The organism is Microcoleus sp. Pol12B5 (assembly GCF_036701335.1).
Classification (GTDB): domain Bacteria; phylum Cyanobacteriota; class Cyanobacteriia; order Cyanobacteriales; family Microcoleaceae; genus Microcoleus.
Genome location: NZ_JAUBQQ010000001.1, coordinates 314657 through 339967, shown reverse-complemented (window position 1 = coordinate 339967; position 25311 = coordinate 314657). Strand labels below are relative to the sequence as shown.

The following is a 25311-nucleotide window of genomic DNA, read 5'->3' as shown; positions in this document are numbered from 1 at the left end:
GACTCTTTGTTATTCTAAGTGCGCGGAAATGCTCAGGCACTCTATTAAATTATTAATACATTACCTAAAATTTCAGGATGTTCCCGTTCCGGCAGTATTCATACCTTGATTCAGCAACGCCGAATTTTTTTCAGCAGATCGTTAGTATCTACCGGTTCACGCATGGGTTTGCCTTCCAGATGAGCGAGCAGCTCTTCAAGTGTAAACCCGGCCCTCACAGCAATCTGAGCCAAATTTTCTGTATCTGGGATGCTCTGACCTTTTTCCCACAACTGAACCGCAGTCGCAGAGACGCCCAGAAGCTTGCCGAATGCCCGCTGACTCATCGAACCGCGAGCTAGTTTGACAATCTCGATCAATTTTTTCTTAGCTTCTGCGTTCACGGTATCAGCCACCAGATAACCACAATTCCCAGTTTACAGAACATCAACCATACTTCCCAGAAGCTACAGCAGCAGCAGCCAGTCGCTCCATACCAGCTCGAACAATCACTGCTAAGTCACTCAGTGGCATACATTGGATTTTTTTAAGGAGCTCGTTGGTATTGACAGGTTCCGGCATTGGTTTGCCTTCGAGATGAGCCATTAACTCTTCCATCGTAAAGCCCGCTCTTGCCGCAATCTGAGTCAAATTTTTCGTATCCGGGAGTACCTGGCCCTTTTCCCAATACTGAACAGCAGACCCAGAGACTCCCAATAGCCTACCAAAAGCGCTAAAACTCAGGTCGCCACGGGCTAGCTTCACAACTTCGCTCAGTTTCTTCCTAGCTTCTGTGTCCACAGTATTAGTCACCAGATCAACACAACTCCTAGTTTACTTATCTACCAAAAAATCTGTCTTTCTTGCTTGACAGCAAAAAGTTTACCAGTTAGAGTGTAAATACTTTTGAAATCATAATTGTATTTATAGCCAATCAGGGGCAGTAAAAATGACTCGCAAGACACGCAATACACGTCAAAGCCTCACAGCCTCGGGGTTGCTAAAACCCCAGTGCTGGCAAATCTCCAAAAAAGAAGCAGCCGAAGCCCTAAGAATGCCAGTCAACCGCATAGTGAAAGTTTACCCCAAACAACATCAAGTAATAGTCGTTTACCTGAACAAGAAAGGACAAAAATGCAGTTCCTTTTTCAGCTACAGACTATTTGCCAGATGGGAACAAGAGGCGATCGCAGCAATTGGCAGTTGTCGAAACCAGCAAATTATAGCACCCCTAGAAGTCATTGTACAATACGACCTCGAACATTTCAAATATCCAGTGGCGATCGCCGATGCAATTTGGGAAGCCCTACTCAACCATATCTCCCGCGTAACAAGGGAACTGAGGCTGAGCAAACAATGCGCCTAGCCCCCCATCACTCCATCAATTAGTAGAAGCAGCCAACTCAGCCAAACGTTCCTGCTGATCCTGGGAAATGCAAGTTTGAATAATCCCCTCAATATCCCCTTCCAAAACACTATTGAGCGAGAAATTTTCCCCCAAACGGTGGTCGGTAGCCCGATTGTCCTTATAGTTGTAAGTGCGAATCTTCTCCGATCGCGAACCAGTACCAACCTGAGCCAAACGCCGCGACTTCACCTCATCCTGCTGCTCCCGCAACTTCATCTCATAGAGCTTAGCCCGCAAAATCTGCATCGCCCGCTCCTTATTCTGCAACTGGCTGCGCTCCTCAGTACAGAAAATCCGAATTCCCGTCGGCTTGTGAAACAAATCCGCAGCAGTTTCCACCTTGTTCACGTTTTGACCGCCAGCGCCGCCCGATCGAGCCGTACTCATCTCAATATCCTTCGGATCGATGTGAATCTCCACATCGTCAACCTCCGGCATCACAGCCACCGTCGCCGTCGAAGTATGCACCCGGCCGCCAGCCTCAGTCACAGGCACTCGCTGCACCCGGTGTACTCCCGCCTCAAACTTCAGCTTGCTGTAAACGCTGTCGCCTGTAATTTCCAGAATCACCTCTTTAAACCCGCCCATTTCCGCCAGCGACTCGCTCACCAACTTCACCTGCCAGCCTTGAGTTTGAGCGTAACGGGAATACAGGCGGAGCAAATCTCCCGCCCAAATACTAGCCTCATCTCCGCCAGTACCCGCCCGAATTTCCAGCATAATATTCTTGTCATCATTCGGGTCGCGGGGGAGCAGCAAAACCTTCAAACGACTTTCCAAACTCTCCAGCCTCGCCTCAAGTTCCTGAACTTCCAGCGCGGCCATTTCTTGCATATCTCGATCGCCCGCGGCTTCCTTGAGAACCTGTCGGGCACCTACCAAATCTTCCTGAGTGGTTTTCCACAAAGCAAAAGTATCGACCACTTCCTCCAAGGACGATCGAGCTTTTGCTACCCGTTGAAACTCTTGATTGTCCCTAGCCACATCCGGGTCAGCCATGCGGCGAGTCAACTCATTAAAAGTTTGCTCTACCGACTTCAATTTATCCAGCAAATAAGATTCAGCCATTGTCAGTTGTCCTTTGTCAATCGATTTTAGATTTTAGATTTTAGATTTTAGATTTTAGATTTGAAGAACAGTTGGGATAGAATCTCGATCGAACTCAACTGCCTGCATAGCAAGTCTTCAATCTAAAATCTAAAATCCGAGGGCGGTAAGTTGCCAGTAGAAAGAACTACTCTCAACAAACTGCGGACAAATGACAATCCGGCTACTTCTTCTTTTTGCCTTTACCAGCAGCCTTAGCAGCATCTGCTTTCGGATCTTCCATTTTCAGTGGTCCAGAGGAAGCATCTGCCTTCGGCATTTCTACCTCGGTCATGCCGTATTTCCGCATAAAGCGCTCCACACGACCTTCAGTATCAATAATCTTCTGAGTGCCAGTATAAAAAGGATGATTTCCCGACCAGACATCAACTTGAAGCTTTGGTCTAGTGGAACCCACAGTCATCACGAGTTCCCCGTTGCAATAAACCTGAGATTCGGGATACCACTCAGGGTGAATGCCATCTTTTGCCATTGTTTTTTACTCTCTAATTTTTGACTTTACAACCATTTTAGCTGCCGCAGGACGTCTAAACCAACCACAGCACCAATTTTGTCTTATACCTTTTGGAACCAGGAATCAGGAATCGGAAATAAACTTGAAAAAAGGCAGATAAAATCTGAATGATTCTTGCTTTTTCTTCGTTCCTTCTTCCTTCTTCCTTCTTCCGTCAATCCGTCAATCCGAACATCCGTTACATCCGTTAAAAAAGCCGTTTCCGAACTTCCATTACATCCGTTACATCCGTTAAAAAATCCGTTGCCGAACTTCCCTCGATTACCGCTTCGAGTATTGAGGAGCTTTGCGAGCTTTCCGCAAACCGTACTTTTTCCGTTCTTTGGCCCGCGGGTCGCGAGTCAAATAACCCTCAGTCTTCAGAGGCTTGCGGTTGTCCGGGTCTAATTGACAAAGTGCTCTAGCGACACCCAAGCGAATCGAGTCAGCCTGACCTGTCAAGCCACCGCCTTCGACTTTCACCAAAATGTCGTACTCATTTTCCAGACCCAAAGTTTCCAGAGGGGCCTTAGCCAGAGCCAAATAAGTAGGGTTGAATTGCAGGTACAAATCCCCCTCTTTACCATTGACAGTCAGTATGCCAGTGCCGGGAACCAAGCGCACCCGCGCTACTGAACATTTGCGGCGACCGGTACCCCAGTACACAGCGCGGCCGGTATCTGTTGCTTGCATTACTCATTTCCTCCCGGAATCGTGTGAACAATTAATTCTTCTGGTTTTTGAGCTTGGTGCGGGTGGTTGGGGCCAGCGTACACCTTCAGTTTAGTAAATAGTTGTCTGCCCAGAGAAGTGTGAGGCAGCATTCCTCGTATAGCTTCTTCGACAATTCTTTCGGGCAAACGTGCTTGCAATTTGGCAAAAGTTTCTGTTTTCATACCGCCCGGTCTTCCAGAATGGCGGCGGTAGATTTTCTGGGTGCGTTTTTTGCCAGTAACAGCGATTTTGTCAGCATTGATGACAATTACGAAGTCACCGGTATCCATAGAAGGAGTGTAAGTCGGTTTGTGTTTCCCCCGGAGGTACATGGCAACTTCAGTTGCCAGACGGCCCAGCCGCTGGTCGGCGGCATCGACCACGTACCACTTGTGCTCTAGGGAGTCTTGAGTAGGGACGTAAGTTTTGTTCATTGTTTGTTGTTAGTTGTCTATTAACTGTTAACTGTTGTTAGTTGTCAGTTGTCAGTTGTCAGCTTTTAATTGTTAGTTGTCCTTAGTTTTTTATTAGTAGTTACCTAATGACTAATGACTAATGACTAATGACTAATGACTAATGACTAATGACTAATGACTAATGACTAATGACTAATTTTGGCTGAGTGTCGTACCAGACATCTGGGGGAAAGGGGAATTCAGAGTAGCCAACCCGCAGCAGGCACAAACCTTGAGCGGGAGCGGCATATTTTACCATTTCTCGGCGTTCGTTGACCCAGATATCTGTGAAATTGTCGATCGGCCTTTCCCCGCGACCCACCTGCACCAGCAACCCCACCAGCAGCCGCATCATCCCGTACAGAAACCCGCTCGCCTGAACCTCAATATAGATAAGAGGCCCAGAACGCTGACACTCGGCCGCTTGCACGTCCACCCAGGAATGGGGGCGGGCAGAACCCGCGCGGTGGAAAGCAGCCAGGTGATGCCGCCCGATGAGCGGTGTCAAAGCTGTCTGAATCAAAGATTCATCCACAGGAGAGTGATAGCAGTGCCAAGCAAAAGGACGCACAAACAAATTAGGGGTCGGGTCTGTATAAAGGGTGTAGCGATAGCGCCGCCAACTGGCTGAGAACCGAGCGTGCCAGGTAGGTTCCACCTTTGCCGAAGCTCGAATTAAAATATCTTTTGCCAGTCGAGAGTTGAGAACGCTTGCCCAACGGTGAGCCGGAATTGGGCCGTGGGCGTCAAAATGGGCTACTTGAGCAGCAGCGTGAACTCCCGCATCGGTTCTCCCAGCAGCGTGCAGCGTTACCGGGCGTTCCAGAACAGTCGATATTGCTGTTTCAATTTCTTCTTGTACTGTACGCTGGTTCGGCTGTCGCTGCCAACCGTGAAAGTTAGTGCCGAGGTATTGGATCACCAGAGCAACGCGCTGTATCGATTGGGGATTTTCGATTGGGGATTTTGGATTGTCAGTCATAAATCACAAATCTCCAACCCAAAATTGAATTAAACCAGTTCAACGATCGCCATTTCGGAATTGTCTCCCTGACGGGGGACTGTTCGCACGACGCGGGTGTAGCCGCCGTTGCGCGCTCCGTACCGTTCTTGTGCCGCCTCAAACAAGGCGTGTACTAACTGTTTATCGTAGATATAGCCCATAGCTTGGCGGCGAGCGGCCAAGGAGCCATCTTTGGCCAGGGTAATCATCCTGTCCGCCTCTGAGCGCAACGCTTTGGCGCGGGCTAGAGTGGTAGTGATTTTACCGTGGCGGATTAATTCGGTGGTCAGCGAGCGCAGTAGGGCGCGGCGCTGGTCAGCCGGTTTGCTGAGTTGGGGAACGCGACAGCGGTGACGCATAGCAGTTGGTAATTGGTAATTGGTAATTGGGTGCCGGGATAGTCCGCGAGTTTTGAGCGGTGAATTCTTTAACTTAAAAACTCACCTACTTAAAATTCAGAACTTTTTGACCCGTTACCCGTTGATTAACTTTTAGCTGATTTTTCCTGTGGCAAGGTAATGCCCAAGCGTTTTTGTAAAGCTTCAATCACTTCTTCAGCAGACTTCTGCCCGAAGTTCTTGATCTCGAGCAAGTCTTCTTGGGTATAATCCAATAAGTCTGCGACTGAGTTGATCTGAGCCCGCTTGAGACAGTTGTAAGCCCGGACGGACAACTGCAATTCTTCGATCGGAATTTGGCTAGTAGGATCTGCCTCACCTGGATACTCTGGTTTGAGAGAATCTTGGGTGATGTCTTTGAGAGGTGCAAATAAATCTACCAAAATGTGGGCCGATTGACTCAAAGCTTCTTGAGGAGTCACGCTGCCATCAGTCCAGATTTCCATAATCAGCCGGTCTTTCTCGACCGTGCCGCCTACCCTAGCATCTTCTACGCTGTAGTTGACTCTGCGAATCGGCATAAAGATGGCGTCTATTTGGAGGAAATCCAAAGCCGACCCATCATCGCGACTGCGGTCTACTGCTCGGTATCCGATGCCTTTTTCAATTCTGAATTCCATTTCCAGAACTGAGCCTGGCGAGAGAGTTGCAATGTACTGGGAGCGATCGATCAATTCCACCTCTGAGGGCAAATCGAATCGATCGGCCGTAACGGTGACGGGCCCCTCAATCCGCAACCTGCCGATTTGCGGCTGTTGAGAATGAGTTTTGAGAACCACCTCTTTCATGTTCAGGAGAATTTCTAGAACATCCTCACGTACCCCTTCGATCGTGGCAAACTCGTGATTGACGCCCGCGATTCGGACTGAAGTTACTGCTGTTCCTTCCAAATTTGACAGCAGAACTCGCCTCAGCGCATTCCCAACAGTTGTTCCCTGACCGCGATCGAGCGGTTCCAGGACAAATTTTCCGTACTGACTGCGGTCTTTGTCAGTGTTAGACTCTATACATTCAATTTGAAACTGCGCCACGGAGTGACCTCCCTTTTCCACTTTGGATTTTTGATTTTGGATTTTAGATTGCAGAGCATACCCCTGAACGGATTTCGGATTTTGGATGGACGGGGCAACAGTTAGAACCATTAGTTTTTGACTTTAAGCAGTTAGCCATTATCCAAAATCTAAAATCTAAAATCTCAAATCGTTTTAGACTCTACGCCGCTTGGGAGGGCGACAGCCGTTGTGAGGAATTGGGGTAACATCTCTAATCAGGGTGATTTCCAGTCCCGCCCCTTGCAGCGCCCGGATTGCAGTTTCTCTACCTGCTCCCGGCCCGCTCACCATTACTTCTATTTGGCGCATTCCTTGGTCGTTTGCTCTGCGGGCCGCACTTTCTGCTGCTGTTTGAGCTGCAAAGGGAGTTCCCTTTTTAGCTCCTTTAAAACCGCTGGAACCTGCCGATGCCCAGGATATGACTTCGCCGTTGAGGTCGGTAATAGTTACTATCGTGTTGTTAAAGGTAGACTGGATGTAGCCTACCCCATTGGGTACATTCCGTTTCTGCTTTTTTGCACCAGATTTCTTGCCTGTTTGTTGTCGCGCCATATTAGTCTCTTTAACGTTTCTCTCAACTAATGTCCCGAAGCGCTAGGAGCCAGCAGCCCCCAGCGTATTTTTCCCAAAAAGATGTTACTTCTTGGAAGGTGCCTTTTTCTTGCCCGCAACTGTTCGGCGGACGCCACGACGGGTTCTGGCGTTGGTACGGGTTCGTTGTCCCCGCACCGGCAGACCCAAACGGTGACGCCTACCGCGATAAGTTCCGATGTCCATCAGGCGCTTGATGTTCATTGACTCCCAGCGCCGGAGGTCTCCTTCGATTTGGTATGTGGTCTCTACATGAGCCCGCAGAGCTGTCACGTCTGCCTCTGTTAAATCCTTGACGCGAGTGTCAGGATTTACGCCTGTTGCAGCGATAATTTTTTGGGCCCGCGACAAGCCTATTCCGTAAATGTATGTCAGACCTATTTCGACGCGCTTATCGCGTGGAAGGTCTACCCCGGCAATCCGTGCCACACTTTTTGTCTCCCTAGTTTTCCTGTTTGGCTACAATGTTCAATTAGGATGCACCTGCGTGCAGTGCCCAATCTTCTTTTTTTCTAACCTTGGCGTTGTTTGTGTTTCGGGTTAGTGCATATCACCATCACTCGACCGCGACGGCGGATGACGCGACATTTTTCACAAATTTTTTTGACAGATGCTCGAACTTTCATCTTTCTTCCTGCCTGGAGAACCCCGCTCTAGCGGAGAACAGGCACGCTGGGACTGCCCGTAGAGCGGTGGGAGGAGAGGCTGGGCAAGGTGTAGGCCTCTCCTCGATTAAATTGTATAAAGTGCGGGTTGTTTCATGAAGGAGCCCGCTTGCACCCACTCCCATTGGTGGGTAAAGTTCGCCTGCGCCAGAGTGTAGGCGAGCGATACTTTTACGGTGTAACAATGACTTAACCCGGTACACCGGTGGGTTGTTGACGCCCTTCTCGGCAACACTACAAACGTAGCATTATAGCATAAATTTGACGCTTTTTACCAAATTCTCTCTAATTAAACTTAGAATTAGTTTTTAGAAAGTTTTATCTAAGCCTATTTTTTCCGAAGGCGATAAGTAATCCTGCCTTTGGTCAAGTCGTAGGGAGTCAATTCGACTTTGACGCGATCGCCAGGCAGAATTTTGATGTAGTTGCGGCGGATCTTGCCGGAAATGTGAGCTAGCACGTTAAACCCATTATCTAGGTCAACGCGAAACATCGCATTAGGCAGGGATTCCGTCACTGTCCCTTCCATTTCAATTAAATCTTGCTTAGACAATTTGGTATTTACCTCAACTCTACATTTGATTAACTAGGAGTGTCCCGCTGTTTACCTCAACACCTATTTACTGGTAGGAGTGAAACGGGAAGCGGGGCAAGAATTCGGGCGACTCGATCGACTTCTTGAATCAACCAACCGCTCGCTTTAGCTTTACTTGAGTAAAGTTGTGGCAATTAGTATCGAGTTCAATTCGGTCTCTAGCAACCCTCACAAAACCTGATAGCACAAAAAGCTCCTAGTTAACATATCTTAGCAAAAGCTTGTGAGTAACAAGCTGTATTGAGAGGGTTCAAGAGTCGCGCGAGAGAGCTTGTTGCAGTTCTGCTGTGACTAATTCCATGGCTCGATCGCCATCAACCGCAACTAACTGTTGGCGGCCGCTGTAAAAATCAATCAAAGGTTCAGTTTGCTCGCGATAAACTTGCAATCGGCGGCGGATCGTCTCCTCATTGTCATCCTGACGCCCCCGCGACAGCAGGCGAGCCACCAAAACATTGTCAGGAACGTCCAAATTGACAGCTCTGAGAGCGCAGTCCTTTCCAGACGTACTTCCTTCAACATCGCAGAGCAGTTTGTCAAAAAAAGCTGCCTGCGCGACTGTGCGGGGAAAGCCGTCGAGAATCCAGCCAGCACGAGCATCTGGCTGATTCATACGTTCTTGCACGATGTCCATCAATAACTCGTCAGGAACCAACTCTCCCCGATCCATGTAGGATTGTGCTTTTTGACCCAAGTCAGTTTTGGCAACTACGCAGGCGCGTAGGATGTCACCTGTAGAAATGTGGGGTATTTTCCAGAGAGCTGCTAAGAGCTGAGCCTGAGTTCCCTTTCCTGCCCCTGGAGGCCCCATAAAAATCAATTGCATTACGATTACTTCACCATTCCTTCATATCGCTGGGAGATGACGTAAGTTTGAATTTGCTTAGCAGTTTCGATCGCCACACCTACTAAAATCAGTAGGGAAGTTGCGCCAAAACCTCTAAAAGTTTGCACACCGATCGCGCTTTCTACAGCAGTTGGTACAATAGCAACCAGACCGAGAAAAATCGCTCCCAAGAAAGTCAAACGGTTCAAAACCTTCTCCACATAATCACTCGTTTTCTGACCCGGACGAATTCCAGGAATGCTAGCGCCCATTTTCTTCAAGTTCTGAGACATATCTACGGGGTTTACAATCAACGAAGCGTAGAAATAGCTGAAGAACAGAATCAAAGTTAGATAAAACAGCGCGTAAGCCCAAGGGGCAGGGCCGTTCGGACTCAAAACATTAGCAACTTGAACCAAAAACGGGTTATTGAGAGACTGAGCGAGGAAAGAAGGCACAATCAACACCGAAGATGCAAAAATAATCGGCATCACTCCGCCTTGATTCAAGCGCAGGGGCAGATAACTCCGGCTCTCCCGATAAACTTTGCGGCCGACTTGGCGACGTGCCGAAATAATCGGAATGCGGCGAGTACCTTCCTGAACAAAAACAATCCCAACAATAGTTACCAAAAAGACCAGCAGCAGAACGACTACGCGGCCGACAACTTGCGTGTCCCCGCTTTGAGCCAATTCAAAAGTTTGTCCCAAAGAGCGCGGCAATACCGACACAATATTGATAAAAATCAGGAGCGACGCTCCGTTCCCGATACCTCGTTCCGTCACCACTTCCGATATCCACATCACAAACATTGAGCCGGCTGTCAGAGCCAAAGCAGTTTGTGCTATGAATAAAGGCGCTGGAGATTGAGCAAAAGGGCTGACCCAAATCGCAATGCCAATACTTTGCAGAATTGCCCAGCCTAATGAAACGTAGCGAGTAATTTGAGAAATTTTGCGTCGCCCTGCTTCTCCTTCATTTTTCTGCAAGTCTTCTAAGCTTGGCAGAGCCGCAGTTAGAAGTTGCACAATAATTGAAGCATTAATGTAGGGCAAAATCCCCAACGCGAAAATCCCCAACGCTGACAAGCCGCCTCCGGAAAACAAGTCCAGAAAGCCAATTAAAGGGCTATTTTGGACGTTTTGGGCAAAGGCGACTCGATCAATGCCGGGGACTGGCAAGTGGACACCCAGGCGTACTAAAATCAGTAAGCCAACGGTTACGAGGATGCGGCCTCGCAAACCAGCAGCTTGAGCCATCTGCATGAACGTCTCTTGTGCAGTTGGCGCTTTCTCTCTACTAACGTCCATAGTTACGATTTTGGATTTTAGATTTGGGATTTTCGACTAAATCATTTTCTGATAGCAAGCTTGAGGATTTGAGATTTGGACAGACTCTCAAACCTCAAATCTTCACGCAACTAATTCGCAACTTCCGCCTGCAGCTTCAATTTTGGTGCGAGCACCTGCGGTAAAAGCCGAGGCGCGCACTTGCAAAGGTACATTCAGTTCGCCATCTCCTAAGATTTTCAGCGGCCCGTCGTCTGTGGTGACAATTTTTGCTTGGATCAGAGAGGTGAGAGTAACTTCGGTGTTTGCTGGCAGCGATGCTAATTTACTCACATTAATGGTAGTGTACTCTTTCCGGTTCACTAGAGGGAAGCTTTTCAACTTGGGGAGACGGCGGTAGAGAGGATTTTGACCTCCTTCAAAACCGGGTCTAGTGCCGCTACCGGCTCTAGATTTTTGACCGCGCATCCCTTTGCCGGAGCTCGCGCCTTGACCGGCAGAAATACCTCTGCCCAAGCGTCGGGGGCGCTTTTGGGAGCCTGCTTTGGGTCGGGCGTCTTGCAATCTCATAGTTTTAGTAATTGGTAATTGGTAATTGGTATTTAGAGAGGGGTATGCAGTAGTTTTGAGTGCGTGAGTTTTAAGTTGCGGATTTTTTTATTTTCACCGCAAGCACTTAACACTCAAAACTTACAGTTTCCCATTCTCGCGTGCCCTAACCGTAGAGATTTTCTACTGGAATTCCGCGCTCTTGAGCAACTTCGGACAAGGTGCGGAGGGTGGAGAGGGCATTGACTGCAGCTCGGGCGTTGTTTAAGGGATTTCCAGAACCTAGCTGTTTGGCTAAGATGTTGCGGACTCCGGCTAGTTCGAGAACAGTTCGTACTGCTCCCCCTGCAATTACCCCGGTTCCTGGAGCGGCCGGCCGCATCATCACTTTAGCTCCGCCACCGTCACCGTTGATGGGGTGAGGGATGGAGTTAGATTTGGTGAGGGGGACTTCAATTAGGTGCTTTTTGCCGTCAGCGACGCCTTTTTTAACGGCACCGATTACGTCGCTAGCTTTGCCGACTCCTACTCCAACTTGACCGCGTTCGTTGCCAATAATGACTATGGCGCGGAAGCTGAGTTTTTTACCACCTTTGACTACTTTGGTAACGCGCCGAATCTGAACAACCCGTTCTTGCCATTCGGATTCTTTTTCGCGCCCTTTGTTGTTGCTGCTGCTTTTTTTCTTGTTGCGCTGTTCTTTTTGTTCTGCCATAGTTTTGTCCTGTGGGAATTAGTAATTGGTGAAAGGCGATCGGCAAGTGGTAATTGTTTGAGTAAAAAGTAAAAATAGAAGAAATCTGGATTTTGCCTTTTAACTTTCAACTTTTGACTTTTTACTTTTTAATTACTCATTACCCGCTACCCATTACCCCCTCTAGAAGTCTAACCCCGCTTCGCGAGCTGCTTCTGCGAGGGCTTTGACACGACCGTGATAGAGGTTGCCCCCCCGATCGAATACGACTTTGACTATGCCAGCGCTGGAACAGCGTTTGGCAATCAACTGACCGACTTGCACGCTCGCGGAACAGTTGCCGCCAGAACTGAGAGTTGACTTCAATTCGGGATCGAGGGTTGACGCGGCGGCCAAAGTGTGCTGGGCGGTGTCGTCGATTACTTGAGCGTAGATGTGCTGATCTGAGCGAAATACCGCTAGTCTGGGACGTTCGGAGGTGCCGAACACCTTGCGCCGAACACGGCGGTGTCTGCGCTGGACTGATTCTTTGCGAGTAAGCTTCATTGTTACTTCTTACCTGTTTTGCCTGTTTTACCAGCTTTGCGCCGGACGACTTCGCCGCTGTAGCGAATGCCTTTGCCCTTGTAGACTTCGGGCGGACGCACCGCGCGGATGCGGGCTGCTGTATTGCCTACGAGTTCTTTGTCAATGCCGGAGACAATGACGTTGGTGTTGCCTTCAACTGCCATTGTGATGCCTTCGGGAGGGGGCATTTCAACGGGTTTGCTGTAACCGACGTTTAAAATCAGGTTCCGTCCTTGAACCTGTGCCCGATAACCTGTGCCGATAATTTCGAGACGCCGCTGAAAACCTTCTGATACACCTTCGACCATGTTGGCGACTAGGGTGCGGCACAATCCGTGCAGTTGTCTGGCGACGCGAGATTCGTCTCGGCGGGTAACGAGTAAAGTCTCGCCTTCAATTCCCATGAGGATTTCGGCTGGAATCACTCGGGAAAGTTCACCTTTGGGCCCTTTGACGGCTACTTTTTGGCCGTCTAGGGTGACGGTGACTTTCGTGGGGATGCTAATCGGACGCTTGCCAATTCGCGACATAGTTTTTTTGTCCTTTGTTTTTAGTTATTAGTCCTTGATTATTAGTGCTTAGTTATTAGTCCTTAGTTATTGATTTTTGAGTCTCTTGCCAACGACCAGTGACTAATGACTAATGACTAATGACTACCAAACATAACAAAGCACTTCACCGCCCAAACCTTGGCGTCGAGCTTCTCTATCCGTCATAATGCCACTGGAGGTGGAAATAATGGCTATGCCAATTCCGCCTAATACTCTGGGCAATTCTTTACGGTTCGAGTAAACGCGCAGTCCTGGTTTGCTGACTCGCTTAAGTGCCGTGATAATGGGCTTGCGAGTTTTACCTTTGTACTTTAGAGAAAGCACTAAATGTCGCTTTATCCCTTCTGGTTCTGCTTCTTCAAATTCGCTGATAAAGCCTTCACTTTTGAGGACTTGGGCGATGCTGCGGGTCATTTTTGTAGCTGGAATTTGCGTTGTTTGGTGGCGCGCCATGCAAGAATTGCGAATGCGCGTCAACATATCTGCTATGGTATCGTTAGCTGCCATCTTTTGCTTCTTACTCTAGTGCTTAGTTGTCCCGGAACGGCATTCCCATTTCTTTAAGCAAGGCGCGTCCTTCTTCGTCGGTGTTTGCTGTGGTGATAATTGAAATGTCCATGCCTCGAATTTGATCGATGCGGTCATATTCTATTTCTGGAAAAATTAGCTGTTCTCTCAGACCCAAGCTGTAGTTGCCGCGCCCGTCGAAGCTTTTGGGGCTGATGCCACGGAAGTCACGAATTCGGGGGAGTGCGAGGTTGATCAGCCGATCGAGAAAATCGTACATCCGATCGCCGCGCAGCGTCACCATAACGCCGACGGGTACTCCTTTGCGGATTTTGAAGCCTGCGATCGCTTTTTTCGCCCGCGTTACCACTGGTTTTTGCCCGGTGATGATGCTAATTTCGTTGATCGACGAATCCAGCGCCTTAGCGTTTTGAGATGCTTCTCCCAAACCTCGGTTCACTGTGACTTTGACGAGTTTGGGCACCTGATGGATATTAGTATATTTAAACTGATCCATCAGTGTGGGAACGATTTTTCCTTGATAAAGAACTTTGAGTTTGTCCGGCATAGTTTTTGTGTTTCGTTAACTGTCCCTGGGCTTGGTCAGGGAATTTGTCGATTGTCCGTCCCACCGATGTTAGCTGTTAGTTATGAGTTGAAAAGTCACTTGTCAGAAGGCAGACTAATGACCGATGACTGATAACAAATCACTATTGATCGATGATTTCTCCGGTTTTTTTGAGCTGTCGCAGTTTCCGACCGTCTTCGCTAAATGTATAGCAAACGCGGCTAGCTATTTTTTCTTTTTCGGAATAGTGCATGACATTTGAGCTGTGAATGGGAGCCTCAAACGTCAGTATTTTCCCGGACTCTCCCTCTTGCTGGGGCTTGACGTGCTTTGTTCTGATGTTTACACCTTTAACAATTACTTTGCTGACTTTAGGATATGTCTTTAAGATTTCTCCGACTTTTCCTTTCTCTTTGCCAGTAATTATTTGCACGGTATCGCCTGCTTTGACGTGCATTCTGTAGCGCTGCGGCTCGCTAGTTGGTTTACCCTTTTTTCCGTACATTTTAAAGTACCTCCGGGGCTAAGGAAACGATTTTAGTAAAGTTTTTGTCGCGCAATTCGCGGGCGACGGGGCCGAAGACGCGAGTGCCTTTGGGGTTGCCGTCTACGTTGATAATAACGGCGGCGTTATCGTCAAAACGAATGCTCATGCCACTGTCGCGGCGCAAACCTTTGCGGGTTCTGACAATGACAGCCCGAACGACATCGGATTTTTTGACGGCCATATTGGGGATGGCGTCTTTGACGACGGCAATGATGACATCGCCGACTCCGCCGTAGCGACGGTTGCCGCCTCCCAATACGCGGATGCACATCAGTTTGCGGGCTCCGCTATTGTCGGCGACATTGAGGTATGTCTGGGGTTGAATCATGGTGATTGGGGAAAAGGTAATTTGATGCTTGCTAACTGCTAAATGCTAATTGCTAATTGATGGGTCATCACAGAGTCGATCGATTGATAAGACGATCGCACACTTCAAAGCAATTAATAATTAACTGTTAGCCATTTTTTGCACCGAAAATCTCAGCAACCGTCCAACGTTTGGTTTTGCTCAGTGGGCGAGTTTCAGTGATGCGGACACGATCGCCCGATTTGCACTGATTTTCTTCGTCATGAGCTTTGTACCGCTTGGTGCGGACTACGATTTTGCCGTATTTGGTGTGGGAGGAGCGGTTTTCGATTGCTACCACGACGGTTTTATCCATCTTGTCGCTGACTACTACGCCAACTCGTTCTTTAATTGCCATAGCTACCTATTTTTGTTGTGCAATTGACTTGTTTTTAGCTACTGTGCGATCGTCGGCTCGGCTGCTTCTGACTCTTGGCTGACTGCTGCGGTTGCAGCAGGCTGTGCTACCTGTTTAGCTGCGGCTGATTTTGCTGCTGCTTCTTTCTCAGCAACGATTTGGCGCTCGCGTTCAACTGTCATCAATTGAGCTAGGCGGTGTTTGGCGTGCTTGAACAGGTGAGGCTTTTCCATGCGGCCGGTAGCTTGCTGGAGCCGCAATTCCATTAGTTGGCGCTTGACGGCTAAAATTTGCTCTGCTACTGCAGCATCGCTTAATTCTCTAGCTTCTTTAATCTTGGTCAAAGACATAATTGTGTGCTTTCTCGTTAGCGAGCGGTATGACAGAAGACAGAAGTGTCTCGCTTGGCTGAAGGTCGAAGGAAAGAAAAGTTATGAAAGCCAGATTTTAAAATGCTGTAGCCGTTTAAAATGCTGATTAATACAGACCTAATTCTACCTTCGCTCTTCGCTATGACTGGCCTTCTTCGCGAGTGATGAACTTGGTTTTAATTGGTAATTTGAAAGATGCCAAACGCATTGCTTCGCGGGCAGTTTCTTCACTTACGCCGCCAATTTCAAACATTACCCGGCCCGGTTTGACCACGGCAACCCAAAACTCTGGTGAGCCTTTACCAGAACCCATCCGGGTTTCTGCTGCGCGCTCGGTGACTGGTTTGTCGGGAAAAATGCGAATCCAGATTTTGCCGCCCCGGCGGATATAGCGGGTCATGGCGCGCCGTCCGGCTTCTATTTGGCGGGAGGTGATCCAGGCTGGTTCGATGGCTTGGAGCGCGAAGTCGCCAAAGCTAACTGTATTGCCGCGGGTGGCAATACCGCTCATTCGCCCGCGCTGTTGTTTGCGGAATTTCGTTCTTTTAGGGCTTAACATGGCGAAAGGGAGTTGGGTAATTGGTAATTGGTAATTGGTAATTGGTGATTGCTAATTGCTAATTGGTTTGGAACAACTCACACTTAACAAGTGACAACTAACAGTTAACAATTAGCTAGCCTTCGTTCGATCGATCTTCAAAGTTCTGGCGGCGGCGCTTTTGTTTGGTGCGGGGCACTGCGGCATTTGGCGCAGCCTCTTGTTCCTGTCCGGGAATAATTTCGCCTTTGAAAACCCAAACTTTAATGCCCAGAATACCGTAGATGGTTTGAGCAGTGCAGTAGGAGTAGTCGATGTCTGCCCGCAGCGTGTGCAAGGGGACTCTTCCTTCCCGTGTCCATTCGGTACGGGCTATTTCTGCACCGTTGAGGCGTCCGCTGACTTGAATTTTGATGCCTTGGATGCCGACTTTTTGGGCGCGGGTGATTGCTTGGCGGACTACTCGGCGGAAGGATACGCGCCGTTCTAGTTGCTGAGCGATATATTCCGCGATCAGTGTGGCATCGGCATCTACTCGCTGGACTTCGACGACGTTGATGCGGATTTGGCGGTTGCTACCGAGTTGCTGCTGCAAACCGACGCGCAAGGTTTCGATGCCTGCTCCGCCGCGGCCTACGACAACGCCTGGTCTGGCGGTGAACACTTCTAGGTCGATTTGATCGGCTTTCCGCTCAATTCTGACCGAGGAAATCCCAGCATTGCTGAGGGTTTTACGAACGTACTTGCGAATTTTATAGTCTTCTTGCAAGAGTTCTGGATAGTTTTTGGGATCGGCAAACCAGCGAGAGCGGTGCTCTTGGGTAATGCCGAGGCGAAAACCAATTGGATGTATTTTTTGGCCCATAATAGTTGATGAGTTAATTGGTAATTGGTAATTGGTAATTGGTAATTGGTAATTGGTGATTACCCATTTTTTTCAACTTTAAGCTGTTTATTACCTCTTACGTTTTTCCCTGGTTTAGTTTTCTACGAGCGGAGCTACTACTACGGTAATGTGACAGGTTGGCTTGCGGATTTGGTAGGCGCGACCTTGAGCGCGGGGTCTAAAGCGTTTGAGGACTGGGCCTTGGTCTGCGTAAGCTTGAGAAACTACCAGCTTGGATTTATCCAATCCTGCGTTGTGTTCGGCGTTGGCTACTGCCGATCGCAAAACTTTGACGATTGGTTCGCAGGCGCGGTAGGGCATGAATTCGAGTAAAATCAGCGCTTCTTGGTAGCTTTTGCCGCGAATTTGGTCGAGGACTCGGCGCACTTTGAAGGGGGATGTCCGGATGTAACGGGCGATCGCCTTAATTTCGGATGTGGTATCTATAACCATTTCGATTTGGGTAATTGGTAATTGGTAATTGGGAAAAAGGTAATTGGTAATTGGGAAAAAGTTTGTCCGATCACCTATTACCTGTCACCTAATTCGGCTATCTTTTTGCCTTTTTATCACCACTTTTCGCGTGACCTCTAAAGGTGCGAGTGGGGGAAAATTCTCCGAGTTTGTGACCTACCATTTGGTCTGTGAGGTAGACGGGTACGTGCTGTCTGCCGTTGTGAACGGCGATCGTGTGGCCTACCATTTGGGGCAGGATTGTGGAAGATCGCGACCAAGTTTTAATTACTTGTTTTTGGCCGGCGGCGTTCAGTTTTTCGATTTTTGTCATCAGAGCATCTGCGACAAAAGGCCCTTTTTTTAGCGATCGAGACATGATTTTTTTAGTAATTCAGGAGTCATTAGTCAGCTTTCAGCAGTCATTGGTCATCAGTCCTCAGTCATTAGTTAGCAGTTAATAACTAAGCACTGAAGACTGCTGACTGATGACTAGCTTTGTCTGCCGCCCTTGCCGCGCTTGGAAGCTTTGCGGCGGCGGCGGACGATTAAAGCGTCGCTGCGCTTGTTTTTGCGTCGAGTTTTTGCACCCAATGCTGGTTTACCCCAAGGAGTGACAGGCCCCGGACGTCCGATGGGAGCTCTGCCTTCGCCACCGCCGTGCGGGTGGTCTACCGGGTTCATGACACTACCGCGAACGGTGGGTCTGCGACCTTTCCAGCGGGTGCGACCTGCTTTACCCAGGCTAATGTTTCTGGCGTCGGTGTTGCCGACTTGACCGATGGTGGCGTAGCAGTCGGCGCGGACTTTGCGCTGTTCACCGGATGGCAGTTTGAGGGTGACGTAGCTACCTTCTTTTGCCATTAGCTGAGCGCTGGAGCCGGCGGAGCGAACGATTTGTCCGCCTTTTCCGGGTACTAGCTCGACGTTGTGGATGCTGGTACCAAGGGGAATGTTTTTCAGGGGTAAGGCGTTACCGATTTCGATCGGCGCGTCTGGGCCTGAGACAATTACTGTACCGACGTTTAAGTTGAGCGGGTGCAGGATGTACCGTTTTTCGCCGTCTTTGTAGAACAGGAGGGCGATGCGTGCGTTGCGATTGGGGTCGTATTCGATCGCCTTGACGGTAGCGGGAATGCTGTGTTTGTCGCGGCGGAAGTCGATGTCTCTATACAACCGTTTGTGACCGCCTCCCCGGTGGCGACAGGTGATGACGCCTCGGTTGTTGCGGCCTTGTTTGGTGTGCTTGTTGCTGGTTAGAGACTTTTCTGGCTCTGATTTGGTAATTTCAGCAAAATCCGAGACGGTTTGTTCTCGGGTGCTGGAGGTATAAGGTCGGTAAGAACGGATGCCCATAATCGATTTTAGATTTTAGATTTTAGATTTGGGATGCAAGGACTTGGCAGTTTTGGATTTTAGATTTGGGATTATCAGTTAACTTGGTAACTTTCTGGGTTTGGTATTTTCACCAGTTAACCGCAATCTAAAATCTAAAATCTAAAATCCAAAATTGGCTAAACTTCTGGGAATAGGAGTTTGCGGATCGAGTCTCCGTCTGTCAGAGTTACGGTTGCTCGCTTGTAACAAGGTTTAAAGCCGACGAATTTGCCAACTCGACGCTTTTTGCGCGGCGGGTTTTGGGTGTTGACGCCGATGACTTTGACCTTAAATAGTTCTTCGATGGCTGCTTTGATTTGAGGCTTGGTCGCTTTGGGGGCTACGTCGAATGTGAATTGATTTAATTCCATCATTCGGGTAGCTTTCTCGGTGAGAATCGGACGCTGGATCAAATCTGCGTAGTCGCGGGGGTCGATTTTACTCACCGTAAATCTCCTGAATTTTAGCTATGGCTGTAGATGTGACGATAATTTTGTCAGCCGCGAGAACGTCGTAAACATTCAGGGATGTTGCCAAGATGACGTTTACTAATTCGATGTTGCGTCCTGATAAGTAGACGTTTGGTTGCGGTTCTGGCAAGATTAACAGAACTTTTGTATCCGGTTCGATGCCCCAGCGGGCGATCGCACTCAGCAATTCTTTGCTTTTCGGTCTCGGAAATTGCTCTGCAAATTCTTCAACCACAATGATGTCTTCGGTGCGACTTTGGAATGCTGTCCGCAAAGCGAGACGGCGTTCCTTTTTGTTCATTTTGACTTCAAAGTCTCTCGGTTTTGGCCCGAAGATGACACCGCCGCCCCGCCACAGCGGAGAACGGATAGAACCTGCTCTGGCTCGACCGGTGCCTTTTTGACGCCAGGGTTTGCGGCCACCGCCTCTGACTTCCGATCGAGTTTTGGTGCAAGCATTGCCTTGACGGGCGTTATTTAGTTGCCGCGTCAATGCTCTGTGAACAATGTGAGACGCATTTTCTTCTTTGGCTACGCGCAGTTCTAAAGTTGTTTCTCCAACTTCTTCGCCTTGCCAATTTCGGACTACACAATTAACCATATCTTTTGTCCTTTGTCTGTTGTTAGTTGTCTGTTGTTAGTTGTCTGCTGTCTGTTGTCTGTCGTCTGTTGTCTGTTCTCAGGTCTTAGTTTTCAGCTCTTAAGTTTTCAGCTTTTAGTTCTTAGTTATTGCTTGCTACTAACGGCCAACCACTATCTACTGACTGCTGACTACTGACTAATGACTACTGACTAACGTCCTACTTTTTTCTCAGGCACAACATTGACTAAGGCGCCAGCTTTGCCGGGAACTGCTCCCTTAATTAGCAGCAAATTCTGCTCTGTATCCACCCGGACAATTGTTAGTTTGCGGACGGTGACTTGAACGTTGCCCATACGTCCTGCCATTCTTTTCCCAGGATAAACGCGACCGGGAGTAGTTCCAGGTCCGATCGATCCAGGCTCGCGGTGGTTCTTGGAACCGTGAGACATGGGGCCTCGTTTAAAGTTGTGGCGCTTTTGAAAACCTGCAAAACCTTTACCGATGCTGGTACCGATGACATCTACTATTTGTCCCGGTGTAAAGGTATCTGCTTTTAGTTGTTGACCTAATTCAAAGGAACTGGTGTCTTCCAATCGGTATTCCTGCAAGTGGCGCAATGGATTCGCCCCCGACTTGGCAAGGTGTCCTAGTTCTGGCTTGTTGAGAGCCTTTGGTTTAACTTCGTTGTATCCAACTTGAACGGCACCGTAGCCGTCAGTTTGTTTTGTTTTGATTTGAGTTACTGTACAAGGCCCTGCTTGTATGACGGTGACGGGGATGGCTCTCCCTTGGTCGTCAAACACTTGAGTCATGCCTAGTTTAGTGCCAAGAATGCCTACAGACACGGATTTTCTTCCTTTTATTTACGCAAGAGGTTTCGGATTGCGAAGTTTACGTCAATCCGCTTGCTCTTGTGCAGAAACATTTATTTCAGTGTTCCTGCAATTAACTGTTATCAACCAACAGCCTTCCTCGGTGTTTAAAATTTGAGTTTTAAATTTGGGAGCGAGCTTGTGGAAGTCTTGCAAGGTTTTAGATTCGCGGCTTTTTACCGACTCTATCTCCGAGTTTTGTCTCGGTCTTGCTTGTTTGCACCAGGACTTGAGCAGCAAACTACTCAGTATCCTTTACGGCGACAATTCACAATAGTACATGAAGTGTTTGGCGTTTGTCAAGGCCACGATGAGAATTTTTCGGCTCAACTTTAGGATTTATAATATTTCCAGCTCGCAAGCAGCGATCGACCAAATTTTGATACAGCAGGAAACACAAATTTATGGGACTGATTACGACGGGATCTGATCTAATTCGGGATTTGGAAAAGTCGGGGTCGCTGGCCCTGTACGTTCCTTTAGAGGGAGGATTTGAGGGGCGCTACCTGCGGCGGCTGAGGGCTGCGGGCTACGGTGCGTACACGATTTCGGCGCGGGGTTTGGGTGATTTGGCGATGTATTTGACCGGGGTTCACGGGGTGCGGCCACCGCATTTGGGCAAAAAAACTACTGGCAATGAATCGGCAGTGGGTTATACGTACTACGTGCCGCCGATGTTGAAAACTCAATTAGACAATTTGCCACCGAAAGCAAAAGGACTGGTGCTGTGGATTATTGAAGGGCAGATTTTGTCGAGTCAGGAGATTGAGTATTTGACTGTTTTGCCGACGTTAGAACCACGAGTTAAAATAGCAGTTGAGATGGGGGGCGATCGAGCTTTTAGCTGGAAGCCACTCAAAGATGCTTTAGTTGCAGCTTAAATTCCGGTATTTGCGATCGCAAATCAACTAAAAAACGCAGCGAGCAACTAAAGCTCAACAGCTTCTGCTCGCTGGTTTTGATATTTTTGGGAAAAACTTAATTAACAGGAAAAATATTATGCTTCAGAACCGCGATTATACCATCATCATTGACAAAAGCGGCAGTATGTACACAAAAGACCAGATGGGCGGTAAAAGTCGGTGGGCGCTCATGCAAGAATCGACGATCGCATTAGCGAATAAATGCGAAGAACTTGATCCGGATGGCATAACAGTTTATGTATTTTCTGGTCGCTTCAAGCGATATGACAACGTAACATCGGCTAAAGTCGTGCAAATTTTCCAAGAAAACGAACCTTCGGGGACTACGAATTTAGCTGCTGTTCTGCAAGACGCCCTGAACAGTTATTTTCAGCGCAAAGCATCCGGTAAGACCAAGCAAAATGGGGAAACAATATTAGTGGTGACGGACGGGGAACCGGACGATCGCAAAGAAGTGATGAAAACGATTATAGAGGCTTCGCGGAAGCTCGATCGAGATGAAGAGTTAGCGATTTCTTTCATTCAAGTAGGGAATGCGCCGGAAGCTACTAAGTTTCTCAAAATATTGGATGACGAACTGCAAAGCGCCGGCGCTAAATTCGATATCGTTGATACTGTCACGATGGATGATATTGAAGGAATGACCCTGACGGAGGTATTGCTGAATGCAATAACTGATTGAGGAGGCGGGCCAAGTTCACGCGATTATATTTGGGTCAGTTGACCCAGCAGCATTTTTTAGGGGGGTTTAAGTTATGGAATCTATCGAACGCCTGTTAGGTGAACTTAAGGCAGAGTATCAAGCATCTCAAAAAAATGCTGAGTTGAAAAGTCAGACACCGGTGCAAGCACAAGCGCCTGTGCCACAAGCAGCAGTGCCGTCAAATCAAACATTTAAAACATCAGATATAAATTTGTATGCTGGTTCTTTGGATAAGGATTTAGCTCAAATTAAGGCTGAGTACGAAGCGCAAAATAAAGCTCAGAAAGCAGTTTCACAGCAACCGCTTAAGGCTGAGCACGAAGCACCAAATAAAGCTCAGGAAGTGGCTGCACTGGAACTGCTGCCAGCAGAAAAAGTCGCGGGGCTGCAGTTGGACGTACAAACGCACAGACAGAAAGTTAGGCAAGCTCAGGTTTGGCTGAAAAAGTTGGATAAAAATTCCGATGAGGGATATTGGTTCGATCAGTTTGCTTTTAAGTATTCTTCGAGGATAGATGCGGCGATCGAGTATTTGCAAGTGGTGAATGAGTTTGATTGATTGAACTACACGGTATTCACAATTTGTCAGGCCACCTTTGGGTTAATTGCCAGTTCTATTTGTTGTAAGGGCATGGCAGTGCTGTGTCTTTGCAAGACGTAAAGTAAATATCCTTTGTATTACGCGGGATTTAGGATACGGCACTGCCGTATCCCTACAAATTGCCAGCCAATAAATATCATTTATAGGGACACAGCACAGTTATTTCCTGTGGCTGCGACAACCACGGGGGGGATTGATCCTATACTAAATTTTTGGCCACAGATGTAGGATGCAATAAAAACAAAGCCGCCTTTCTTGCTGTATCTTCAGATAGTTGAATTTGTTTTAACTCAACAATACCTTCACTGATAAAAGTATCTCTCAAAGCAGCTTTTTCTCCGCTGTTAAAACTCGTTTCGTAAAACACTTCTCTAATTCCAGCGGCAATGACTAATTTCAAACAATAGATGCAGGGTTCTAAAGTGACGTAAATACTAGCCCCAGCAGTAGATATACCGTGTTTAGCAGCTTTAGCGATCGCATTTGCTTCCGCGTGAACCGCCCTTGATGGTAAAGTTTTACTGGCGTCGCAACTACTCAAACCAGGATAGCAGAAGCCTTGAGTAGTACAGTGTGCCGAACCTGACGGCGAACCGTTGTAACCCGTTGCTAAAACTTGCCTGTTTTTAGTTATCACCGCGCCTACAGGAAAAGCCAGACAAGTCGATCGAGTAGCAGCCAATTTTGCTAACATTAAGAAGTATTCGTCCCAAGTCGGTCTTTCTTCTTCTAGATTCATTTTCTATCCTGAATGTATTGGTTGCTGGTTTTCAGACACTCGGCCGCCTTTTGCAATTCTATTCCCAAATAACCAATATGATCGGGTTGGATGGCAGGGGAAGCAGCACAAATTTCTCGCACTAACTTGAGAGGGTTTTTTCCAGAATAACAGGTGACAACTTCGCCGCTGCCCGGGGTGGTTTGCGTGACTACTATCTGATTGTCCGCTACTTCAACTAAAAAATTACCTGCTGCATCGAAAAAGTCTCGATCTTCGCAGATTTTAGCATATTGGGTTTGAATTAGCCGATCGGCATTTTCAAAGGTATCGTCATACAAGTGAGCAGATTGACTCAACGTTACCAACGGGCCCATTGCCAAATTATAATCGGAACGCCTCGCAATTTCATCTCGAATATGCTGCTGCAAAGCCCGCAAACCCATTGCATTGGCCGGCCAAGCCGCAAACATATCGTTACTGCGGAGAGTTGCTGTTAGCGATATTTCCTCATCCACAACTCGCACCCAAATGTGATTTAAACAAGGACTACCGCTGTGCTGGTGGTCTGAGGAACCGTCAGGCCTTCTGTTAATATTTCCGCCTGCATCCCACAAACTAATTACAGCACTTGCCGCGTCAATTTCCTTAATTAGTTTGGCAATAACTTCTTCGATTTGATCGCGTCCAAACCACGACCTCATCCGCTGTGCGTAGGTATATTTAATTCCTTCGTTATATGGGGCATCTTCCAGCATTTGCGGTTTGTACTGTTCCAGGAAATCACGGTCTATTGGTAAGTAATTCGGTTCGGGGAAATAGAACTCCGCAGGTTCATCTGTAATCACTGCCATTAAGTCGATTAATTCTTGCCACTGTCCGTCGTAACCAGTCGGCCGTAAGGTGCCAGTGGTCTTAATTCGGTGGATGATTTTTACCCAAGTTTCGGCGATAGTTTTGCCTTCTATTCTGTGTCCGTATTTCTGACCGGGGAGTACAGTCGGGACGATTTCGACTAGCGGAAAAGTTACGGGTTCTCCCCAATGTTCAACAGATTCTTTTTGGGCAAAAGACTTGACACAGGTCACTGTATCGGCTATATTTTTGGCTTCTTGCCATTCTATTGAATGACGCAATAGTTCTAAGGCTTCTGCTGCTATTTCAATATCAATGTAGCCAAATATTGAAGATCTAATTAGCCAGCAATCTCTACCAGTATCGCTTTTGCCGGCTTCAAATCCGTTGCGAAAAAAGTCTATCAAGCACGCTGCGGCACCGGAGTTGCGGTCTTCTTTGGTAGCGTTGAGAATTACTAAAAAGCGGACGTGGGGATTGCACAGCAAGTTTCTAATTAAGAAGTTGATGCCGCGAGTAGGAGAGTATAGTTGTCCGATGACAGCAAATTCATTGGGTTGTAATTTTTTGCCGATCGCACTTTTTACTGTCCAGCCACTGACAATGGCTGTTTGCCCCGTTCCGCAAATTAACTGATTGGGTTTGTATAGGGGTTTGTACTCAAATTTATTGACGAGATTTGTGGCTGTCATGGTTTAC

General features: G+C 48.0%; 39 protein-coding genes and 1 pseudogene. 5 read left to right on the top strand and 35 right to left on the bottom strand.

Features of this window, described 5'->3' with window-relative positions; genetic code table 11:
• A pseudogene (locus QUA24_RS27265) lies at positions 1 to 109 on the top strand (IS1 family transposase); the annotation flags it as partial.
• 1 nt (position 110) lies between these two features.
• Here QUA24_RS27265 and QUA24_RS01380 read toward each other — a convergent pair.
• Together QUA24_RS01380 and QUA24_RS01375 are read right to left on the bottom strand one after the other, a co-directional pair.
• Entirely contained in the window at positions 111 to 395 is a 285-nt protein-coding gene (locus QUA24_RS01380; protein WP_333226605.1) for a helix-turn-helix transcriptional regulator, read from the bottom strand.
• A gap of 31 nt (positions 396 to 426) precedes the next feature.
• Positions 427 to 792: a helix-turn-helix transcriptional regulator gene (locus QUA24_RS01375; protein ID WP_333057801.1), complete on the bottom strand. Its 366-nt coding sequence runs from the start codon at positions 790 to 792 to the stop codon at positions 427 to 429.
• Between the two features lie 136 nt (positions 793 to 928).
• On the opposite strand from QUA24_RS01375, the gene QUA24_RS01370 reads away from it, so the two are divergent.
• Complete coding sequence (locus QUA24_RS01370; RefSeq protein ID WP_333226603.1) at positions 929 to 1345, top strand: hypothetical protein; 417 nt, start codon at positions 929 to 931, stop codon at positions 1343 to 1345.
• A gap of 15 nt (positions 1346 to 1360) precedes the next feature.
• On the opposite strand, the gene prfA is transcribed toward QUA24_RS01370, so the two are convergent.
• The 31 genes from prfA to rplC form a co-directional block, all read right to left on the bottom strand.
• Entirely contained in the window at positions 1361 to 2455 is a 1095-nt protein-coding gene (gene prfA, locus QUA24_RS01365; protein WP_333226601.1) for a peptide chain release factor 1, read from the bottom strand.
• Positions 2456 to 2657: 202 nt separating this feature from the next.
• Positions 2658 to 2966: a 50S ribosomal protein L31 gene (gene rpmE / locus QUA24_RS01360; protein WP_333059812.1), complete on the bottom strand. Its 309-nt coding sequence runs from the start codon at positions 2964 to 2966 to the stop codon at positions 2658 to 2660.
• A 303-nt stretch (positions 2967 to 3269) separates the two neighbouring features.
• On the bottom strand, positions 3270 to 3680 hold the full coding sequence (gene rpsI / locus QUA24_RS01355; RefSeq protein WP_106147490.1) for a 30S ribosomal protein S9: 411 nt from the start codon (positions 3678 to 3680) through the stop codon (positions 3270 to 3272).
• Positions 3680 to 4135 (bottom strand): 50S ribosomal protein L13, encoded by a 456-nt coding sequence (gene rplM, locus QUA24_RS01350; protein WP_015178725.1) that lies wholly within the window; start codon positions 4133 to 4135, stop codon positions 3680 to 3682. The genes rpsI and rplM overlap by 1 nt, the downstream gene beginning before the upstream one ends.
• A gap of 160 nt (positions 4136 to 4295) precedes the next feature.
• A complete protein-coding gene (gene truA, locus QUA24_RS01345; RefSeq protein ID WP_333226599.1) occupies positions 4296 to 5138 on the bottom strand; it encodes a tRNA pseudouridine(38-40) synthase TruA in 843 nt (280 codons plus the stop codon).
• A gap of 29 nt (positions 5139 to 5167) precedes the next feature.
• The gene (rplQ, locus tag QUA24_RS01340; RefSeq protein ID WP_333226597.1) at positions 5168 to 5518 is read right to left on the bottom strand and encodes a 50S ribosomal protein L17; all 351 of its coding nucleotides are present in this window, start codon (positions 5516 to 5518) and stop codon (positions 5168 to 5170) included.
• Positions 5519 to 5643: 125 nt separating this feature from the next.
• Positions 5644 to 6588, bottom strand: a complete 945-nt coding sequence (locus QUA24_RS01335; protein ID WP_332958426.1) for a DNA-directed RNA polymerase subunit alpha — start codon at positions 6586 to 6588, stop codon at positions 5644 to 5646.
• Positions 6589 to 6762: 174 nt separating this feature from the next.
• Positions 6763 to 7161 (bottom strand): 30S ribosomal protein S11, encoded by a 399-nt coding sequence (gene rpsK, locus QUA24_RS01330; protein WP_006634980.1) that lies wholly within the window; start codon positions 7159 to 7161, stop codon positions 6763 to 6765.
• A gap of 84 nt (positions 7162 to 7245) precedes the next feature.
• On the bottom strand, positions 7246 to 7629 hold the full coding sequence (rpsM, locus tag QUA24_RS01325; RefSeq protein ID WP_006634981.1) for a 30S ribosomal protein S13: 384 nt from the start codon (positions 7627 to 7629) through the stop codon (positions 7246 to 7248).
• A gap of 83 nt (positions 7630 to 7712) precedes the next feature.
• A complete protein-coding gene (gene rpmJ / locus QUA24_RS01320; RefSeq protein WP_015178722.1) occupies positions 7713 to 7826 on the bottom strand; it encodes a 50S ribosomal protein L36 in 114 nt (37 codons plus the stop codon).
• A 367-nt stretch (positions 7827 to 8193) separates the two neighbouring features.
• A complete protein-coding gene (infA, locus tag QUA24_RS01315) occupies positions 8194 to 8418 on the bottom strand; it encodes a translation initiation factor IF-1 (protein WP_006276978.1) in 225 nt (74 codons plus the stop codon).
• Between the two features lie 292 nt (positions 8419 to 8710).
• A complete protein-coding gene (locus QUA24_RS01310; RefSeq protein WP_333212628.1) occupies positions 8711 to 9286 on the bottom strand; it encodes an adenylate kinase in 576 nt (191 codons plus the stop codon).
• A 5-nt stretch (positions 9287 to 9291) separates the two neighbouring features.
• A complete protein-coding gene (gene secY / locus QUA24_RS01305; protein ID WP_333082087.1) occupies positions 9292 to 10596 on the bottom strand; it encodes a preprotein translocase subunit SecY in 1305 nt (434 codons plus the stop codon).
• Positions 10597 to 10698: 102 nt separating this feature from the next.
• A complete protein-coding gene (gene rplO, locus QUA24_RS01300; protein ID WP_006634984.1) occupies positions 10699 to 11145 on the bottom strand; it encodes a 50S ribosomal protein L15 in 447 nt (148 codons plus the stop codon).
• A gap of 145 nt (positions 11146 to 11290) precedes the next feature.
• Entirely contained in the window at positions 11291 to 11839 is a 549-nt protein-coding gene (gene rpsE / locus QUA24_RS01295; RefSeq protein WP_190745441.1) for a 30S ribosomal protein S5, read from the bottom strand.
• 162 nt (positions 11840 to 12001) lie between these two features.
• On the bottom strand, positions 12002 to 12364 hold the full coding sequence (gene rplR, locus QUA24_RS01290; RefSeq protein ID WP_333101803.1) for a 50S ribosomal protein L18: 363 nt from the start codon (positions 12362 to 12364) through the stop codon (positions 12002 to 12004).
• 2 nt (positions 12365 to 12366) lie between these two features.
• Complete coding sequence (gene rplF, locus QUA24_RS01285) at positions 12367 to 12915, bottom strand: 50S ribosomal protein L6 (protein WP_333057791.1); 549 nt, start codon at positions 12913 to 12915, stop codon at positions 12367 to 12369.
• Positions 12916 to 13038: 123 nt separating this feature from the next.
• Positions 13039 to 13443: a 30S ribosomal protein S8 gene (gene rpsH, locus QUA24_RS01280; protein WP_332978141.1), complete on the bottom strand. Its 405-nt coding sequence runs from the start codon at positions 13441 to 13443 to the stop codon at positions 13039 to 13041.
• Between the two features lie 22 nt (positions 13444 to 13465).
• Entirely contained in the window at positions 13466 to 14011 is a 546-nt protein-coding gene (rplE, locus tag QUA24_RS01275; RefSeq protein ID WP_333082089.1) for a 50S ribosomal protein L5, read from the bottom strand.
• A gap of 142 nt (positions 14012 to 14153) precedes the next feature.
• Entirely contained in the window at positions 14154 to 14516 is a 363-nt protein-coding gene (rplX, locus tag QUA24_RS01270; protein WP_242719707.1) for a 50S ribosomal protein L24, read from the bottom strand.
• Between the two features lies 1 nt (position 14517).
• A complete protein-coding gene (gene rplN, locus QUA24_RS01265; protein WP_006634991.1) occupies positions 14518 to 14886 on the bottom strand; it encodes a 50S ribosomal protein L14 in 369 nt (122 codons plus the stop codon).
• Positions 14887 to 15013: 127 nt separating this feature from the next.
• A complete protein-coding gene (gene rpsQ, locus QUA24_RS01260; RefSeq protein WP_015178711.1) occupies positions 15014 to 15262 on the bottom strand; it encodes a 30S ribosomal protein S17 in 249 nt (82 codons plus the stop codon).
• Between the two features lie 38 nt (positions 15263 to 15300).
• Complete coding sequence (gene rpmC / locus QUA24_RS01255; protein ID WP_333101806.1) at positions 15301 to 15612, bottom strand: 50S ribosomal protein L29; 312 nt, start codon at positions 15610 to 15612, stop codon at positions 15301 to 15303.
• 160 nt (positions 15613 to 15772) lie between these two features.
• A complete protein-coding gene (gene rplP, locus QUA24_RS01250) occupies positions 15773 to 16192 on the bottom strand; it encodes a 50S ribosomal protein L16 (protein ID WP_333226594.1) in 420 nt (139 codons plus the stop codon).
• A gap of 115 nt (positions 16193 to 16307) precedes the next feature.
• Positions 16308 to 17036: a 30S ribosomal protein S3 gene (gene rpsC / locus QUA24_RS01245; RefSeq protein WP_242719701.1), complete on the bottom strand. Its 729-nt coding sequence runs from the start codon at positions 17034 to 17036 to the stop codon at positions 16308 to 16310.
• A 114-nt stretch (positions 17037 to 17150) separates the two neighbouring features.
• A complete protein-coding gene (gene rplV, locus QUA24_RS01240; RefSeq protein ID WP_006634996.1) occupies positions 17151 to 17510 on the bottom strand; it encodes a 50S ribosomal protein L22 in 360 nt (119 codons plus the stop codon).
• Between the two features lie 97 nt (positions 17511 to 17607).
• Entirely contained in the window at positions 17608 to 17889 is a 282-nt protein-coding gene (gene rpsS / locus QUA24_RS01235; protein ID WP_006634997.1) for a 30S ribosomal protein S19, read from the bottom strand.
• 113 nt (positions 17890 to 18002) lie between these two features.
• Entirely contained in the window at positions 18003 to 18866 is an 864-nt protein-coding gene (gene rplB, locus QUA24_RS01230) for a 50S ribosomal protein L2 (protein ID WP_015178705.1), read from the bottom strand.
• 158 nt (positions 18867 to 19024) lie between these two features.
• Positions 19025 to 19333, bottom strand: coding sequence for a 50S ribosomal protein L23 (locus tag QUA24_RS01225; RefSeq protein WP_006634999.1), 309 nt, complete (start codon positions 19331 to 19333; stop codon positions 19025 to 19027).
• Positions 19326 to 19958 carry a 50S ribosomal protein L4 gene (rplD, locus tag QUA24_RS01220; protein WP_190657994.1) on the bottom strand — a complete coding sequence of 211 codons (633 nt, stop codon included), beginning with the start codon at positions 19956 to 19958 and terminating at the stop codon, positions 19326 to 19328. The genes QUA24_RS01225 and rplD overlap by 8 nt, the downstream gene beginning before the upstream one ends.
• 191 nt (positions 19959 to 20149) lie before the next feature.
• The gene (gene rplC, locus QUA24_RS01215; protein WP_190657996.1) at positions 20150 to 20785 is read right to left on the bottom strand and encodes a 50S ribosomal protein L3; all 636 of its coding nucleotides are present in this window, start codon (positions 20783 to 20785) and stop codon (positions 20150 to 20152) included.
• 431 nt (positions 20786 to 21216) lie between these two features.
• On the opposite strand from rplC, the gene QUA24_RS01210 reads away from it, so the two are divergent.
• The 3 genes from QUA24_RS01210 to QUA24_RS01200 all read left to right on the top strand — a co-directional run bounded on the left by QUA24_RS01210 (position 21217) and on the right by QUA24_RS01200 (position 22997).
• Positions 21217 to 21693: an NAD(P)H-quinone oxidoreductase subunit N gene (locus QUA24_RS01210; protein ID WP_333160374.1), complete on the top strand. Its 477-nt coding sequence runs from the start codon at positions 21217 to 21219 to the stop codon at positions 21691 to 21693.
• 118 nt (positions 21694 to 21811) lie between these two features.
• Positions 21812 to 22417, top strand: a complete 606-nt coding sequence (locus QUA24_RS01205; RefSeq protein WP_333057785.1) for a VWA domain-containing protein — start codon at positions 21812 to 21814, stop codon at positions 22415 to 22417.
• Positions 22418 to 22490: 73 nt separating this feature from the next.
• Positions 22491 to 22997 (top strand): salt stress protein, Slr1339 family, encoded by a 507-nt coding sequence (locus QUA24_RS01200; protein WP_333226592.1) that lies wholly within the window; start codon positions 22491 to 22493, stop codon positions 22995 to 22997.
• A 241-nt stretch (positions 22998 to 23238) separates the two neighbouring features.
• On the opposite strand, the gene QUA24_RS01195 is transcribed toward QUA24_RS01200, so the two are convergent.
• A complete protein-coding gene (locus QUA24_RS01195) occupies positions 23239 to 23778 on the bottom strand; it encodes a dCMP deaminase family protein (RefSeq protein ID WP_333226590.1) in 540 nt (179 codons plus the stop codon).
• Positions 23775 to 25304 (bottom strand): thymidylate synthase, encoded by a 1530-nt coding sequence (locus tag QUA24_RS01190; RefSeq protein ID WP_333226588.1) that lies wholly within the window; start codon positions 25302 to 25304, stop codon positions 23775 to 23777. Before QUA24_RS01190 ends, QUA24_RS01195 begins: the two co-directional genes overlap by 4 nt.
• Positions 25305 to 25311 lie beyond the last annotated feature (7 nt).

What these genes read in the sequence shown, in the direction of transcription:
- rpsI (WP_106147490.1), bottom strand. Translation starts at nt 3,680, where the DNA reads ATGCAAGCAACAGATACCGGCCGCGCTGTGTACTGGGGTACCGGTCGC.
- QUA24_RS01195 (WP_333226590.1), bottom strand. Translation starts at nt 23,778, where the DNA reads ATGAATCTAGAAGAAGAAAGACCGACTTGGGACGAATACTTCTTAATG.
- rpmJ (WP_015178722.1), bottom strand. Translation starts at nt 7,826, where the DNA reads ATGAAAGTTCGAGCATCTGTCAAAAAAATTTGTGAAAAATGTCGCGTC.
- rplF (WP_333057791.1), bottom strand. Translation starts at nt 12,915, where the DNA reads ATGTCGCGAATTGGCAAGCGTCCGATTAGCATCCCCACGAAAGTCACC.
- QUA24_RS01200 (WP_333226592.1), top strand. Translation starts at nt 22,491, where the DNA reads ATGGAATCTATCGAACGCCTGTTAGGTGAACTTAAGGCAGAGTATCAA.
- rplN (WP_006634991.1), bottom strand. Translation starts at nt 14,886, where the DNA reads ATGATTCAACCCCAGACATACCTCAATGTCGCCGACAATAGCGGAGCC.
- rpsQ (WP_015178711.1), bottom strand. Translation starts at nt 15,262, where the DNA reads ATGGCAATTAAAGAACGAGTTGGCGTAGTAGTCAGCGACAAGATGGAT.
- truA (WP_333226599.1), bottom strand. Translation starts at nt 5,138, where the DNA reads ATGACTGACAATCCAAAATCCCCAATCGAAAATCCCCAATCGATACAG.
- rpmE (WP_333059812.1), bottom strand. Translation starts at nt 2,966, where the DNA reads ATGGCAAAAGATGGCATTCACCCTGAGTGGTATCCCGAATCTCAGGTT.
- rpmC (WP_333101806.1), bottom strand. Translation starts at nt 15,612, where the DNA reads ATGTCTTTGACCAAGATTAAAGAAGCTAGAGAATTAAGCGATGCTGCA.
- secY (WP_333082087.1), bottom strand. Translation starts at nt 10,596, where the DNA reads ATGGACGTTAGTAGAGAGAAAGCGCCAACTGCACAAGAGACGTTCATG.
- rplV (WP_006634996.1), bottom strand. Translation starts at nt 17,510, where the DNA reads ATGGTTATAGATACCACATCCGAAATTAAGGCGATCGCCCGTTACATC.
- rplQ (WP_333226597.1), bottom strand. Translation starts at nt 5,518, where the DNA reads ATGCGTCACCGCTGTCGCGTTCCCCAACTCAGCAAACCGGCTGACCAG.
- QUA24_RS01210 (WP_333160374.1), top strand. Translation starts at nt 21,217, where the DNA reads ATGGGACTGATTACGACGGGATCTGATCTAATTCGGGATTTGGAAAAG.
- rpsK (WP_006634980.1), bottom strand. Translation starts at nt 7,161, where the DNA reads ATGGCGCGACAACAAACAGGCAAGAAATCTGGTGCAAAAAAGCAGAAA.
- rplE (WP_333082089.1), bottom strand. Translation starts at nt 14,011, where the DNA reads ATGCCGGACAAACTCAAAGTTCTTTATCAAGGAAAAATCGTTCCCACA.
- rplD (WP_190657994.1), bottom strand. Translation starts at nt 19,958, where the DNA reads ATGGTTAATTGTGTAGTCCGAAATTGGCAAGGCGAAGAAGTTGGAGAA.
- rplO (WP_006634984.1), bottom strand. Translation starts at nt 11,145, where the DNA reads ATGAGATTGCAAGACGCCCGACCCAAAGCAGGCTCCCAAAAGCGCCCC.
- prfA (WP_333226601.1), bottom strand. Translation starts at nt 2,455, where the DNA reads ATGGCTGAATCTTATTTGCTGGATAAATTGAAGTCGGTAGAGCAAACT.
- rplR (WP_333101803.1), bottom strand. Translation starts at nt 12,364, where the DNA reads ATGAAGCTTACTCGCAAAGAATCAGTCCAGCGCAGACACCGCCGTGTT.
- rplB (WP_015178705.1), bottom strand. Translation starts at nt 18,866, where the DNA reads ATGGGCATCCGTTCTTACCGACCTTATACCTCCAGCACCCGAGAACAA.
- rpsS (WP_006634997.1), bottom strand. Translation starts at nt 17,889, where the DNA reads ATGTCTCGATCGCTAAAAAAAGGGCCTTTTGTCGCAGATGCTCTGATG.
- QUA24_RS01205 (WP_333057785.1), top strand. Translation starts at nt 21,812, where the DNA reads ATGCTTCAGAACCGCGATTATACCATCATCATTGACAAAAGCGGCAGT.
- rplM (WP_015178725.1), bottom strand. Translation starts at nt 4,135, where the DNA reads ATGAACAAAACTTACGTCCCTACTCAAGACTCCCTAGAGCACAAGTGG.
- rpsE (WP_190745441.1), bottom strand. Translation starts at nt 11,839, where the DNA reads ATGGCAGAACAAAAAGAACAGCGCAACAAGAAAAAAAGCAGCAGCAAC.
- rplX (WP_242719707.1), bottom strand. Translation starts at nt 14,516, where the DNA reads ATGTACGGAAAAAAGGGTAAACCAACTAGCGAGCCGCAGCGCTACAGA.
- QUA24_RS01370 (WP_333226603.1), top strand. Translation starts at nt 929, where the DNA reads ATGACTCGCAAGACACGCAATACACGTCAAAGCCTCACAGCCTCGGGG.
- rpsH (WP_332978141.1), bottom strand. Translation starts at nt 13,443, where the DNA reads ATGGCAGCTAACGATACCATAGCAGATATGTTGACGCGCATTCGCAAT.
- rpsC (WP_242719701.1), bottom strand. Translation starts at nt 17,036, where the DNA reads ATGGGCCAAAAAATACATCCAATTGGTTTTCGCCTCGGCATTACCCAA.
- rplP (WP_333226594.1), bottom strand. Translation starts at nt 16,192, where the DNA reads ATGTTAAGCCCTAAAAGAACGAAATTCCGCAAACAACAGCGCGGGCGA.
- QUA24_RS01190 (WP_333226588.1), bottom strand. Translation starts at nt 25,304, where the DNA reads ATGACAGCCACAAATCTCGTCAATAAATTTGAGTACAAACCCCTATAC.
- QUA24_RS01310 (WP_333212628.1), bottom strand. Translation starts at nt 9,286, where the DNA reads ATGCAATTGATTTTTATGGGGCCTCCAGGGGCAGGAAAGGGAACTCAG.